The 13,406-nt window shown below is 64.5% G+C and carries 10 protein-coding genes; 7 read left to right on the top strand and 3 right to left on the bottom strand.

Annotated elements, in window-relative coordinates:
* Window positions 1-83: 83 nt before the first annotated feature.
* From Q0718_RS09830 to Q0718_RS09800, 7 genes are all read left to right on the top strand, one after another.
* Window positions 84-680, top strand: a complete 597-nt coding sequence (locus Q0718_RS09830) for a hypothetical protein (protein ID WP_298917066.1) — start codon at window positions 84-86, stop codon at window positions 678-680.
* 215 nt (window positions 681-895) lie between these two features.
* Entirely contained in the window at window positions 896-1,570 is a 675-nt protein-coding gene (gene rpe, locus Q0718_RS09825) for a ribulose-phosphate 3-epimerase (RefSeq protein ID WP_298917064.1), read from the top strand.
* Window positions 1,571-1,581: 11 nt separating this feature from the next.
* Entirely contained in the window at window positions 1,582-3,279 is a 1,698-nt protein-coding gene (locus Q0718_RS09820) for a heparinase II/III family protein (RefSeq protein WP_298917062.1), read from the top strand.
* Window positions 3,276-5,264 carry a nucleoside-diphosphate sugar epimerase/dehydratase gene (locus Q0718_RS09815; protein ID WP_298917060.1) on the top strand — a complete coding sequence of 663 codons (1,989 nt, stop codon included), beginning with the start codon at window positions 3,276-3,278 and terminating at the stop codon, window positions 5,262-5,264. Before Q0718_RS09820 ends, Q0718_RS09815 begins: the two co-directional genes overlap by 4 nt.
* A gap of 163 nt (window positions 5,265-5,427) precedes the next feature.
* Window positions 5,428-7,032 (top strand): bifunctional phosphoribosylaminoimidazolecarboxamide formyltransferase/IMP cyclohydrolase, encoded by a 1,605-nt coding sequence (gene purH, locus Q0718_RS09810; protein ID WP_298917197.1) that lies wholly within the window; start codon window positions 5,428-5,430, stop codon window positions 7,030-7,032.
* A gap of 94 nt (window positions 7,033-7,126) precedes the next feature.
* Window positions 7,127-9,205, top strand: a complete 2,079-nt coding sequence (locus Q0718_RS09805) for a thioredoxin family protein (protein WP_298917058.1) — start codon at window positions 7,127-7,129, stop codon at window positions 9,203-9,205.
* A gap of 18 nt (window positions 9,206-9,223) precedes the next feature.
* A complete protein-coding gene (locus tag Q0718_RS09800) occupies window positions 9,224-9,832 on the top strand; it encodes a redoxin domain-containing protein (protein WP_298917056.1) in 609 nt (202 codons plus the stop codon).
* A gap of 52 nt (window positions 9,833-9,884) precedes the next feature.
* Here Q0718_RS09800 and hslV read toward each other — a convergent pair whose 3' ends face one another.
* The 3 genes from hslV to Q0718_RS09785 are packed head-to-tail and all read right to left on the bottom strand — an operon-like array spanning window position 9,885 to window position 13,297.
* On the bottom strand, window positions 9,885-10,439 hold the full coding sequence (gene hslV / locus Q0718_RS09795; RefSeq protein ID WP_298917054.1) for an ATP-dependent protease subunit HslV: 555 nt from the start codon (window positions 10,437-10,439) through the stop codon (window positions 9,885-9,887).
* Between the two features lie 54 nt (window positions 10,440-10,493).
* On the bottom strand, window positions 10,494-11,408 hold the full coding sequence (locus Q0718_RS09790; protein WP_298917052.1) for a D-Ala-D-Ala carboxypeptidase family metallohydrolase: 915 nt from the start codon (window positions 11,406-11,408) through the stop codon (window positions 10,494-10,496).
* Window positions 11,408-13,297 carry a L,D-transpeptidase family protein gene (locus tag Q0718_RS09785; RefSeq protein ID WP_298917050.1) on the bottom strand — a complete coding sequence of 630 codons (1,890 nt, stop codon included), beginning with the start codon at window positions 13,295-13,297 and terminating at the stop codon, window positions 11,408-11,410. The genes Q0718_RS09790 and Q0718_RS09785 overlap by 1 nt, the downstream gene beginning before the upstream one ends.
* Window positions 13,298-13,406 lie beyond the last annotated feature (109 nt).

The following is a 13,406-nucleotide window of genomic DNA, read 5'->3' as shown; positions in this document are numbered from 1 at the left end:
CTCGGCCCGTCTAGGGCAGAGGCCGAACTGGCACGAAACTTGAAGCGGACCGCAAAGCGATGTGTCAAAATGGGAGGCTCACGATGAGCACGAAACAGATTTTCCGCAACGGTCTGATGGCGACCGCCGGACTAGCCGCGCTGGGCTTGACCGCCTGCGCCAATACCAGCCCCCACTATGGCGGGGCCACCGTCTATGATTACGAAGGCATTCCCTGCGGCGTGAACTGCGCACCGGGCGTGGTCGCCGCGGCGCCGATCCGCTCCGCGCCGGTCGTCGCCACCACTCATTACGGCTATGAAGGCGTGACGTGCGGCACGCGCTGCGGCGTCGCCACCACCGGTGTCGTCTCCAGAGGCGTCTCGACAGGCGTCGTGTCGTCGCATGTGGCTTCACCGACGTTCTCGAGCGAAGTTGCCCCCTGTCCGGCCGGAACCACCCCGCAGCCCGATGGCTCCTGCCTTCAGTCTTCCGGTTTTTCGAGCTATTCCAGCACTTACACGCCGCCGGTCACGACCTATTCCGGGACGACCTCGACCTACATCGCCCCGGAACTGACGACCGAATGCTGCGCTCCCGTGACGACATCCACCTATGTAGCCCCGTCCACGACCACCACCTATGGCGGTTACGCGACATCGGGCGGAGGCTCTTCCACCTATCTGCCGATCCGCAAATAGGCGGGTCCACCATGGCGGGTTTGGTGCCCGCATGACGCATCATGCCCGGTCCGGCCCTCATGGGGCCGGACCGGGCTTTTTGTATGCGCGCGTTGCGGAAGAGGAAATGCGCTGCTAATCGGTCCGCAACCGGGACGGTGTTTTCGCGTGCGGCGAAAACCGGCCTTCAACCGCCAACCCATGGAATCCCGATCCATGGCATCCAAAGGCAGCCCGTGAGCGACGTTCTCATATCCCCGTCCATCTTGTCGGCCGATTTCGCCGCGCTCGGCCGTGCCGTCGCCGATGTCGACGCCGCTGGGGCCGACCTGATCCATGTCGACGTGATGGATGGCCATTACGTGCCCAACATCACGATCGGCCCGGCCGTCGTGAAGGCGCTGCGACCGCATTCCGCCAAACCGTTCGACGTCCATCTGATGATCGCGCCGGCCGACCCCTTTATCGATGCCTTCGTCGATGCGGGCGCGGATTATCTGTCGATCCACCCCGATGCCGGACCGCACCCGCACCGCAGCCTGCAGGCCATCCGCGACCGGGGCGCGAAACCGGGACTCGTTCTCAATCCGGGCACGCCCGTCCAGGTCGTGGAACCGCTGATCGATCTGCTGGACTTGATCCTGGTGATGAGCGTCAATCCCGGTTTTGGCGGCCAGAGCTTCATCGACAGCCAGCTGTCCAAGATCGAGACCCTGCGCGCCATGATAGACCGGACGGGCCGGGACATCGTTTTGGAAGTGGATGGCGGGGTCAATCCGCAAACGGCGCCGCGTTGCATCGCGGCCGGGGCGACTGCGTTGGTCGCCGGCAGTGCCGTGTTCAAGGGCGCGGGAAGCTTGTCGCAGAACATCGACGCCCTGCGAGGCGGCGTCGGCCGCGCAGCCGCTTAAGGCGCTTTGGCTTGTCCCGCCGGATCGGCATAACGGATGCGTTGAAAGCCCGTCTGGGCGACGGCGCCGCTCAAGCGCTCACGGCTCTGCGGCCTTACCGCAAGGGCGGCCGCGCCCCGACGTTCAAACCTGTCGACGTTCCACCCCGGCACGCCGATGCCGCAAGGGGCGCGGCCCTGATCGAAGGCCGCTGGACCTATGGCGGCCAGACCATCGATGTCGGATCGCACGGCCACCCTTTTTCCGTCTCGCTGCCATCGGAACGGTTCGCCGGCTGGATCCATGGGTTCGCCTGGTTGAGCGACGTTCTCGGCGCGGCAGGGGGGCAAGCCAAAGCCGTGCAGCTTGTCCGGCAATGGACGGAAGCGTTCCCCGGAGGCAGCCCGTTCGTGTTCTCGCCCGATCTGCTGGCACGGCGGACCTTCGAATGGGGATGCGCCCTGGACCGGATCACCGGTCCGGACGACGTCGTCGCGGCGCGCTACGCATTGCAGGTGCGGCGCTTGCGCCGTCTGTTGTCCCGCGTCTCCGACGGGACGGGTTCGCTGCGGGCGCAGGCCTCGCTGACGATCTTCGGCGCCCGCCTAGCCGACCGCGGCGACGCTGTCTTCGAACGCGCGCTCGATGCGCTGGACGCCGAAATCGCGGTCCAGATTCTGCCGGACGGCGGTCATGTCAGCCGCTCCCCCGCCGCGACATTCGAAGCGCTCGATACGCTTCTCCAAGTGGATGGCGTGCTGCAGGCGGTCGGCGTGGAAGGATCGCGGGCGCTGGACCGCGCCATCGACCGTTTGTTGCCGATGCTGGCGACGTTGCGCCACACCGATGGCGGCCTGGCCCTGTTCCATGGCGGTCACGAGGAGGATCCGGCTCACATCGACGCTCTGCTGGAGCGCCGCGAAGGCGAGGTCCAGGCCTTTGCCTACGGTCCGCATACCGGATATCACAGATTGGAGGCGGGTGGCAGCATCGTCCTGCTGGATACGGCCAGCGTCCCTCCGCGGCCTTACGATCTGCAAGCGCATCTCGCCCCGCTCGCCATGGAAGTCTCGACCGCCGACGGGCGCCTCATAACCAGCTGCGGATGGCATCCCGGCGCGGCTCCGGCCTGGCGCCGCCCGGTGCGTGCCAGCGCGGCGCACTCCACCTTGACGCTGGACGATCGCTCGCCGGGAGAGATTCTCGAAACCGGCTTCATGGCCGACGCGCTCGGTCCCGCCGTCTCCGACGTGCCGGACAATGTACAGGCGCGCCGCAAGGAGCAGAGCAGCGGTATCTGGTTGGAGAGTTCCCATGACGGCTATAAGGACGTGCACGGCCTGGTGCACAAGCGCCGCATCTTTGTCGGGGAGACAGGCGATGACATACGCGGCGAAGACAGCCTGTTCGTGCCGGTCGGAGACGTCCCCCTGTCGCGCGATCCGGTGCCTTTCGCTTTGCGATTCCATTTCCATCCCGAGGTCCGCGTGAGCTTGGCGCAGGATCTGTCCAGTGCGCTTCTCGTTCAGAAAGGGAAGGCGGGCTGGCGATTCCGGACGGATGGCGGGCCGCTCGTGGTCGAACCGTCCGTCTATCTGGGGGCGGGCCCGCGCCCGTTGCGGTGCCAGCAATTGGTGATTTCCGGCCGCGCGCTGGGCGACGGCGACGGGCAGGGACGCGAAAACCGCGTACGCTGGTCGCTGCGCCGCCTGAAAGGGCGCACAGGGTGAGGCGCGCCGTCCGCAAACATGCGCCGCGCCAGGCGAAGTCGCTCCTGACCATCGTCACGGTCCTGTCCACGGACGCGCTCATGGCGGCTTTGGCGATGTTCGTCGCCGTCCGTTTGCGCTATGATGTGCTGGGGATTCCGATCAACGCCAATATCGACTACCGCTCGGCGGCCGTCACCGGTCTAGCGGCACTGGCCGTGTGGGTGGTCATGCGGCAGGACCGGCTGATCTGGCGGTTCACATCGTTGACCGATTTCCGGCGTTTGTTCGTCGGCGTCGTGATCGTCATGGCGATCGTGCCGCTGATCATGTTCCTGGGTTTCGAACGCGGAGAGTTCTTCCCGCGCACGGCTCCCTTCATCGCCGGCGTTCTGTTCGCCCTGGGCATCGTCCTGTCGCGACTGATCTCCATGGTGGTGAGGAACGGCGACGTGCGCGCGCTTTACCGTTCGCCCTCGGGCTACAATCACGATGCCATACTGGTTGGCCAGGCATCCAATTTGTACAACTACCTTCGCGACAATTCGCGCCATGACCGGACCAAGGGTTTCAACCCGGTCGCCCTGATCGAAACGTCGGGCCAGTATGCCGGGCGTTCGATCCGGTCCGTGCCCATCCTGGGCGGTACATCCGATCTGTCGGACATCTACCCCCCGCTTGCCGCCCGGCGGGACCATCCGCTGCATATCCTATCGCTCGATCCGTCGCCGGACCGGCGTCAGACACAGCAACTCATCAAGGTGGCGGCCGAACTCGGCGCCCCGCTATCGCGTTCGGTATCCGGATCCAACTCGGCCCTGACCCGCTTCGAAGCCGCCGACCTGATCGGGCGCGAACCGCGCCTGCTCGACATGACGCCGGTTTCGGAAATGATTTCGGGCAAGCGGGTGCTCGTGACCGGGGCGGGCGGTTCGATCGGCTCGGAACTGTCCACCCAGATCGCCCGGCTGGCCCCGAGCCGTCTGGCGCTAGTAGACGCCAGCGAACTCAACTTGTTCAATCTGGAGCGCGAACTGACGCCGATGCAGCCTTTCGGCCAATCCGCGCCATGGCGGACCTATCTGGGCGATGTCTGCAACCGGGGCCGGATGGCCGAGATCTTCAAGGCCGAACGCCCGGACATCGTGCTGCATGCCGCCGCCCTGAAACACGTGCCGTCCGGCGAACGAAACCCGGTCGAGACCCTGCGCACCAATGTGCTCGGCACGCACGTGACGCTGGACATGTGCGAAATATATGGCGTGTCGCATTTCGTACTGATCTCGACCGACAAGGCCGTCGACCCCGTCAATGTCATGGGCGCGTCCAAGCGTGTCGTCGAGCTGCTGACGCTGGCGCGCCAGAGCCAGATCCCCGCGATGCACGCCTCGGCGGTGCGGTTCGGCAACGTTCTCGGTTCGACCGGATCGGTCGTCACCCTGTTCGAGGAACAGATCGCCTCGGGCGGCCCCGTCACCGTGACCCATGCCGACATGAACCGCTATTTCATGACGGTGCAGGAAGCGTCCTCGCTGGTGTTGCAGGCCGCCGCCCTGAATGCGCATGACGATTGCGACGCCCCGCACATCTACGTGCTGGAAATGGGCGAACCCGTGAACATCGCCCAGCTCGCCCGCAACCTGATCCGCCTGCGCGGAAAGGTGCCCGACGAAGACATCGAGATCCACTACACCGGTCTGCGACCCGGCGAGAAACTGTCCGAACGCCTGACCCACGGCGAGGAAATGCTGTCGCCAACATCCGTCTCCGGCGTCACGCGCTTCGACGCCTGCGTGCTCGATCCGACCGATGTGCTGCGGAACGTCGACAGTCTTCTCGACGCCATCGACCAGCGTGACAGGGGCCAGATCAAGAAGGCGTTGACAGGTCTCCTCAAGGGTTTCGTGCCGAAAGACACGCTCGACGGCCTCGCCACCAATCACGACCTGCCCGAACCGGCGGACATGCCGGGCCTAGGTGTTTCGCAACGGAATAAACCCCGGTAATCTTCAAATCAGCCACAGACGCTTGGTCCGGGTAAAAAGTCTGGATAAGCGCGCCTGCGGCTTGGCGGTTCCGGCGTGCGGGTGTTAGGCGGCGGACGCATCAAAGACGGACCGACCCATGCCCAACCCCAACCCCGATCTCCCTGCGTTCGACCCGGACAGGATGCGTCCCGTGTCACGCGCTCTTCTGAGTGTGTCGGACAAGTCGCGGCTGGTCGCGCAGGCGCAGGCTCTGGCGGAATTGGGGGTCGAGCTCGTCAGCACGGGCGGGACGAAGCGCGCCATCGCCGAGGCCGGACTGGCCGTTTCCGACGTGGCAGAGCTGACGGGTTTTCCGGAGATGATGGACGGACGCGTCAAGACGCTGCATCCGATGGTGCATGGCGGATTGCTCGGCGAGCGCGATCTGGACAGCCATGTCGCAGCGATGAGCGAGCACGATATCGCGCCGATCGATCTGTTGATCGTCAATCTCTACCCGTTCGAAGATGCCGTCGCATCGGGTGCGGATTACGAGACCTGCGTGGAGAATATCGACATTGGCGGCCCGGCCATGATCCGGGCCGGGGCGAAGAATCACGCTCATGTCGCGGTTTGTGTCGATGCGGACGATGTGGACGCCGTGATCGAGCAATTGCGTGCCCATGACGGACAGACATCCGGGACGCTGCGCCAGCGCCTGGCCCACAAGGCATTCTCGCGCACGGCGCATTACGATGCCTCGATCGGGAACTGGTTCGCGCGACAGCGCGGCGACCAGTCCCCGCCTTTCCGCACGCAGGGCGCGCGCCTGCGCCAGACCTTGCGCTACGGCGAGAACCCGCACCAGTCGGCGGCCTTCTACACGGACGGATCCAATCGTCCCGGCGTCGCGACGGCGGAACAGGTCCAGGGCAAGGCGCTGTCCTACAACAACATCAACGATACGGACGCGGCCTACGAACTGGTCGCGGAGTTCGGCGATGCGCGCCCGGCTCCCGAAGGGCAGGGCGCCCGCCCGACCGTGGCCATCGTCAAGCATGCCAATCCGTGCGGTGTGGCCACGGCCGCCGACTTTTCCACAGCCTACCGCGACGCGCTGGCCTGCGATCCGGTCAGCGCCTTCGGCGGGATCGTGGCGCTGAACGGCCTGCTGGACGAAGAGACGGCCAAAGAGATCGTGAAGGTCTTCACCGAAGTCGTCATCGCGCCCGATGCCACGGATGCGGCTGTGGCCGTCTTCGCGAAGAAGAAGAACTTGCGTCTGCTGCTGGCGGGCGGCCTGCCCGATCCGGCCAAGGCGTCACTGACCTATCGCAACGTGGCGGGCGGGGTGCTGGTGCAAGACCGCGATAGCGGCCACGCGTCGGAGGCGGACTTCAAGGTCGTCACCAAACGCGCGCCGACCGATGCCGAGCTGGCCGATCTGCGCATGGCCTGGAAAGTCGCCAAGCACGTCAAGTCCAACGCCATCGTCTATGTCAAGGACGGCGCGACGGCCGGGATCGGCGCCGGCCAGATGAGCCGTGTCGACGCTGCGCGCATCGCCGCACGCAAAGCGCAGGATGCCGCCGAGGACGCCGGATGGGACAAGCCCAGGACTGTCGGCTCCGTCGTCAGCTCGGACGCCTTCTTCCCGTTTCCCGACGGCATGCTCGCCGCCGCGAAGGCCGGCGCGACGGCCGTGATCCAGCCCGGCGGTTCGATCCGCGACCAGGACGTGATCGACGCCGCCGACGAGGCCGGGCTCGCCATGGTGTTCACAGGCATGCGCCACTTCCGTCACTGACCTTGCGCGATCGTCGTGCCTGCCTGCATCACCTTTGCGTCAAAGCGGACAGGCAGGCGTCGATTTTCCGGCGCAGCCCGCCTATAGGCTTGCCATGCGCCTTGTCCTGCTCACGCTAATCCTGTGGTTTTCGGCCGTTGCCGCTGCGCTTGGGGCCACATCCCTGCCGGTCGATACGGGCAGGGTCGAAGCGTCGCTCTTGTCGTCGCATCACCGCGTCGTGCCCGGACAGACGTTCCAGATCGCGCTCAAGACCGAGCTGGACGAGAAATGGCACACCTATTGGCGCAATCCGGGCGATAGCGGCGAACCGGTGCAGATCAGCTGGACGCTGCCGGAGACGCTCAGCGCGGGCGAGATCGTCTGGCCGCTGCCCGCACCTATCCCGACCGGTCCGATCATCAATTACGGCTTCGAAGGCGCGCCGCTCTTTCCGGTCGCCTTCACCGTCGCCGACGACGCCCCGATCGGGTCCGTTATCGAGGTGCAGGCGGATGTCTACTATCTCGTTTGCTATGACGTCTGCATTCCAGAAGACGGGACTCTGCGGCTGGTCTTGCAGGTCGCGGAGATGGCCGAACTGAACGACGGCAATGCCGCCGAGATCGTCGCAGCCATCGACGCCGCCCCGCATGAGATGGATGTCCGCGCCGCCATGCAGGCGCAGGGAGAAGCGCTGTCCCTCCAGTTCGCCGATCTGCCGGACGGCGATTTTTCGGACGCCTACTTCTTTCCCTATGACGACACGGTGCTGGTCCATTCCGACCCGCAAACCGTCACGGTTGGGTCGGACGGTGTCCGGATCGACACGACCGCCAGCTTCGGCTGGGGCGACGGCTTTTCGCAGCTTCAGCAAGGTGTTCTCGCCTTCGATCTGAACGGCGACCGCACGGGACGGATCGTGACTGTCAATCCCGGCGGCGCACTTTTGGCGATCGGGGCCGTGGGCGACGGCTCCGACACGGCAATCCGTTCCGCCTTTCCGTTGCTCGGCGCAATTCTCGGAGCCTTCATCGGCGGATTGATCCTCAACCTCATGCCATGCGTGTTTCCCGTCATTTCGCTCAAGGCGCTCAGTCTGGCCAAGTCGGCTCATGCCGAACGGGCTGTCGCGCGGCGTGAAGCGTGGGCCTATACGGCCGGAATCTTCGCGACTTTCGTCCTTCTGGTCGGGCTGCTGCTGTCGGTGAAAGCGACCGGGGCGGCACTCGGCTGGGGCTTCCAGCTACAGAACCCGGTCGTCGTCGGATTGCTGGCCCTGCTGCTGTTCGCCGTCGGGCTGAACCTGATCGGCGCATTCGAGATTTCGGGCGGTGCCTATCAGGGAACGGGCGCGACGCTGGCCGGCAAAGGCGGACTGACGGGATCGTTCTTCACGGGCACACTTGCGGTCCTCGTGGCGACGCCATGCACGGCGCCCCTCATGGCCGGGGCGATCGGCTATGCGCTGGCGCAGCCCGCCATGGTCTCGATCATTGTCTTCCTGGCGCTCGCCGCCGGGTTCGCGGCGCCTTTCGTGGTGCTGGCCTATGCGCCGGGTCTTCTGATGCGCCTGCCCAAACCGGGACCTTGGATGGTGCGCCTGCGCGAAGTTCTGGCCTTTCCGATGTTCGCCGCCGCGCTCTGGCTCGTCTGGGTCGTGGGCAACCAGGCGGGCGTGGACGGCATCGCCGTCGTGCTGATCGCCATGCTGGCATTCGCGCTCGCTGTCTGGTTGTTGCAGCGCCGGGGCGTCTGGCGCATCGCGGGCGCCGCGGCGATCGTATTGGCGCTGGCTCTGCCGTTCACGTCGCGCACGACACCGGCGGTCGCGTCCGTCGATCTGGCGACCGACGCGTGGAGCCCGGAGCGCGTGGCCGAACTCCGCGCCGAAGGCCGGGCCGTCTTCGTCGACTTCACGGCCGACTGGTGCGTGACCTGCAAGGTGAACGAACGTCTGGTATTGAAGACCGACGCGGTGCAGCAGGCCTTTTTGGACACCGATACGGCGTTCCTGGTCGCCGATTGGACCAACAAGAACGACGAAATCGCGCGCGAACTCGAAGCCTATGGCCGGGCGGGCGTGCCGCTTTACCTCTATTACGCCGCCGGTGACAATTCCGTGAGAGCGGAGGTTCTTCCTCAAATCCTGCGCACCGATCTGGTAATAGAGACCCTCAAGGGGACCCGATAACTAATCCGGAGAGTGACAATGATGAAGACCCTCGCTTTGGCGACTGCCGCCTGCCTCGCCTTTTCCACCCCTGCCTTCGCCAAGATCGCAACGGGATCGACCGTGTCCGACATGAGCGTCGTGGACAGCAACGGCGTCACTCACGCCCTATCGGACTTTGCGGGCAAGCGTGTCGTCCTGGAATGGACGAATGAGGGCTGCCCCTATGTGAAGAAGCACTACGAGACCGACAACATGCAGGACCTGCAACGCAGCGCGGCGGCGTCCGACACGGTCTGGCTGTCCGTGATTTCGTCCGCGCCCGGCAAGCAGGGCTACAAGGACGGCAATGCGGCCAACAAGTGGGCCGACAAGCATAATGTTGCCTCCACGGCGATCATTCTGGATGAGTCCGGTGAGATGGGTCAGACCTTTGCCGCGCGCACGACCCCGCACATGTACATCATCGATGCAGACCAGACATTGGTCTATCAGGGCGCGATCGACGACAACAGCTCGTCCAATCCCGAGACGATCGACGGGGCGACCAACTATGTCCGCCAGGCCCTGGCCGAACTGGATGCGGGCGAAACGGTTTCCGTCGCCGAGACACAGCCCTACGGATGTTCGGTCAAATACGCGTCCTGAGCCTGCAGATCATCTTCGCATAGGAAAAAGCCCGCCGAACCGGCGGGCTTTTTCATTCGATGGTCTCGATGGTCAGATTGTTGTTGGTGAAGACGCAGATCCGGTCGGCGATCTCCATCGCCTTGCGCGCGAGCGTTTCGGCATCCGCTTCGTATTCGGTCATGGCCAGCGCGGCGGAATAGGCATAGTTTCCGCCCGATCCGATGGCGACGATGCCCTCGTCCGGTTCGACCACATCGCCGTTGCCGGTCAGGACGAAGGTCTGGTCCTTGTCCGCCACGACCAGCATCGCTTCGAGATTGCGCAGATATTTGTCCGTACGCCAATCCTTGGTCAGCTCGACGCAGGCGCGGGCGAGCTGTGTCGGATATTGCTCCAACTTGGTTTCCAGACGTTCCAGCAGGGCGAAGGCATCGGCCGTGGCACCTGCAAATCCGGCCAGCACGTCATTGTCCTTGCCGATGCGGCGCACTTTGCGCGTCTGCGCTTTCATCACCGTGTTGCCGGCGCTGACCTGACCGTCGCCGACGACCACGACCTTGCCGTTCTTGCGGACGGACAGGATCGTCGTGCTGCGCCAGCGCTCATTGAGATAGTCAGTGTTCATGGCAGTATCCATGAGCGGGCATGTGGTCATGCCCGTGCCGGTCGTCAAGCGCGCCTAGCGACCCCAGCGAGCGGTCGTGCCGCGTCCGTCCACATGCACGAAAGGACCGTGCACGGCGTTGGCCCTGTAGGCCCCGATCCCGCCCTTGGGCAGGTTGTCGCGCGACGTGTAGAGATCCTGCGCATAGTCGTAGAGGAAGTTCGCGTCGGACTTGTTGACCTTGCCGTCGCCGTTCAGATCGTCCATCGTGCCGTTGCGCGGCTGGACATCGACATAGATGTCGGCGGCGTCGCCATACATGTGGCGCGAGAATTTCGCCGATCCGATCGCCGTATTGTAGAACGGCGTGCGGAAGCCGCTCATGACGAAAAAGGTCTCGGCCTCGATGGTGCCGTCTTCGTTCAGCGACTCCAGCAAAGCTTCGAGGCGCAGGATGTTGCTCTGGCTGACCAGGACATATTTCGGCCAATGGTCCATCTGCTGCTTGCAGAGGAACTGGCCGAGCTTGAAATGCGGCGACAGGGCGTGCTTGCGGTCTTCGGGACCGTCCAGACGGATGAACCCCTTAGGCGGATTGCGCGGATAGGTGCCGATCCGGTAGCCGTTCAGCCAACCCTTGGAATCGATGTTCGAATGCGGTTCCAGCACGAAGATGTTGATGTCCGCGACGGTCTCGCCATCGGCTTCCAGCGTGGCGGACAGGGTCTGCGCCGATGACGGCGCCCGCCATTTCGACGTCCAGCGTTCACCGTTAATGGTCAGCGTGTGGCCCTTGGGAAGCTTTATGCCGAGCCGTTTGCCCGGCATCACGGTTTCGTACCATCGGTCGAAGCGCGGGCGGTAGGCGTCGTCGTCGGCCGTGGACATGCCCGTGCGCACGACCTTGCCGTCCTGCGCGGTGGCGGGAAGGCTGTGCGAGAGAGGCACCAGGAGGGCGGCCGCGATCAGCGGCTTGATCGGCAATTTCATCATTGCGCGTTTTCCGCCGTCGGGCCGGTCTCGCCGTTCATGCCCGCATACAACGTCTCGTCAGCTTTCAGAGCGATCTTGTCGGAATAGACGCCTTCGGCCAACACGGGTTTCTCGAAGTCCTTGTAGATGTCGGCAGGGAATTCCGCCCGGCCGTCCGGACTGACGACAGCGGGCAGATAGGTCAGGTGCACGTCGACATGCTGGTCCAGATAGAACCGTTCGCGGTCGCGGCTGGCCAGCGTGGCATTGAAGACCTCGGTCGAAACGCCGTCGTCGCCATCCGTCAGCCAATTCGCCATCTTGACGGGATCGTCCAGGCGGATGCAACCCGATGACAAAGCTCGCACGTCGCGTTCGAACAGATCGCGCGCCGGCGTGTCATGCAGATAGATGGCGTGTTTGTTGGGGAAGATGATCTTCAACTGGCCGAGCGCGTTGTGCGGGCCGGGCGTCTGCACCATGCGGACCTGGCGCGATATGCCCTTTTCGTTCCAGTTGATGTTGTACGGGTCCAGTTTGGCGCCCGATGAGCGGTCATAGACGATGTAGTTGTTCGCGGCCGCGTAGCCCGGATCCTTGCGCAACTTGCGCAGTTTCTGGCGCTTGAACAAACCGATTGGCAGGAACCATTTCGGGTTCACCACGACATATTCGATCTCGTCGGAGAAGGCGATGGTCGGCGTGCGCTTCTTGCCCACGATCGTATCCATGGCGATGTCTCGCCGGTCGCCGGTCCAGGCTTCGGCGCGATAGGACGGAATGTTGACCCAGATATAGCGTTCGCCCAGATCGCCCTTGGTCCGCCAATATTCCAGGGCGGTTCCGATCCGGTCGATCTTGGACTGGACGGATTCGTTCAGCGCCGCCAGCGTGGCCGGCCCGACGATGCCGTCCTGCATCAGGCCGTGCGCGGCCTGGAAGGATTTCAGCTGGGCCTTCAGATCGTTGTCATAGACGGTCGGAGCGACACTGCCGCCGTCCTGCTTGAGCGAAGCAGGCGTGAGTTCGGCCTGGCCGGGTTCGTATCCATCGTTCATCGGCAGGGTCGTCCCATCGGCCATTTCGACATAGCCTTCCGCCGCCAGCCGCTTGCGCAGAGCCGGAACGCGCGGATCGTCCATGCCGGGTTCCAGCATATCGCCGCCCTCGGGGAATTTCATCCAGCCACCGGCTTCGGCGAACTGGCGGTAACGGGTCAGCGCCTCTTCCAGCATGCCATATTGCGGGGCGTCGGGGGCGAAGTCCTGCAGCGCCTTGATGGGGTCGCCTTCACCCGCCTGTTTCAAAGCGGCGACGAGCTCGGAGCGGGTCGGCCGGGTATCGCTCGACTTGACCATGCCGCCTTCGTCCGACAGCCCGCCGCTCTTGGCCGAGGCAAGCGCCATCCAGGTCGCGCTCAAGCGGATGTCGGCGAGCGCCTTTTCAGCGTCCGTACCCGAAAAGCGGGCATCCACGACGCCTTGCAGCTCTTCGTCCGAAATACCGGCATCAAGACCCTTGTCGCGCCAGTCCGGGCTTGCGGATAGAAGGGCTTCGGCGGCGTCGCGGCTCCATAATGGGGCGAAGACGCGCTGTGCATAGGCCTGACGGGCGGCTTCCTTGGCGCCCGGCGACACACGGTCTCCCAGCACGCTATCGATCTTGTCGTCCATGACCCGGGATTCGATCTCGGCGGCGATGCCCGTGCTTTTGGGATCGCCCAGCATGTCATCCGTCGCCCGGGCCTGATCTTCGGGGCTCTGGGCTTCGGGGTTTTGGGTCTGCGCGATGGCGGGGAGGGCGGGAACCGCCACTAGAACCGCGGCCAGAGCGGCGGCACCCACGGCAATCCGTTTCAAGCCCGGAGAACGGGCATTGTGGTCGGATGTCTGGTAAAATGATGTCATGCCGGCCCAACGGTTTGCCCATGGCGAATGTTCCCCTCCGCACTGCCACGACGAAAGTGAACTGGGCGTTTACGGACAGGATGGGCGGTGGATCACCAGAAACTGCGTT

This window comes from uncultured Algimonas sp., assembly GCF_947498175.1.
Classification (GTDB): domain Bacteria; phylum Pseudomonadota; class Alphaproteobacteria; order Caulobacterales; family Maricaulaceae; genus Litorimonas.
Note: the sequence above shows the minus strand (reverse complement) of the source record. Positions and strands in the feature narration are given on the sequence as shown.

What these genes read in the sequence shown, in the direction of transcription:
- Q0718_RS09830 (WP_298917066.1), top strand. Translation starts at nt 84, where the DNA reads ATGAGCACGAAACAGATTTTCCGCAACGGTCTGATGGCGACCGCCGGA.
- purH (WP_298917197.1), top strand. Translation starts at nt 5,428, where the DNA reads ATGCGTCCCGTGTCACGCGCTCTTCTGAGTGTGTCGGACAAGTCGCGG.
- Q0718_RS09805 (WP_298917058.1), top strand. Translation starts at nt 7,127, where the DNA reads ATGCGCCTTGTCCTGCTCACGCTAATCCTGTGGTTTTCGGCCGTTGCC.
- Q0718_RS09800 (WP_298917056.1), top strand. Translation starts at nt 9,224, where the DNA reads ATGATGAAGACCCTCGCTTTGGCGACTGCCGCCTGCCTCGCCTTTTCC.
- hslV (WP_298917054.1), bottom strand. Translation starts at nt 10,439, where the DNA reads ATGAACACTGACTATCTCAATGAGCGCTGGCGCAGCACGACGATCCTG.
- Q0718_RS09790 (WP_298917052.1), bottom strand. Translation starts at nt 11,408, where the DNA reads ATGAAATTGCCGATCAAGCCGCTGATCGCGGCCGCCCTCCTGGTGCCT.
- Q0718_RS09785 (WP_298917050.1), bottom strand. Translation starts at nt 13,297, where the DNA reads ATGACATCATTTTACCAGACATCCGACCACAATGCCCGTTCTCCGGGC.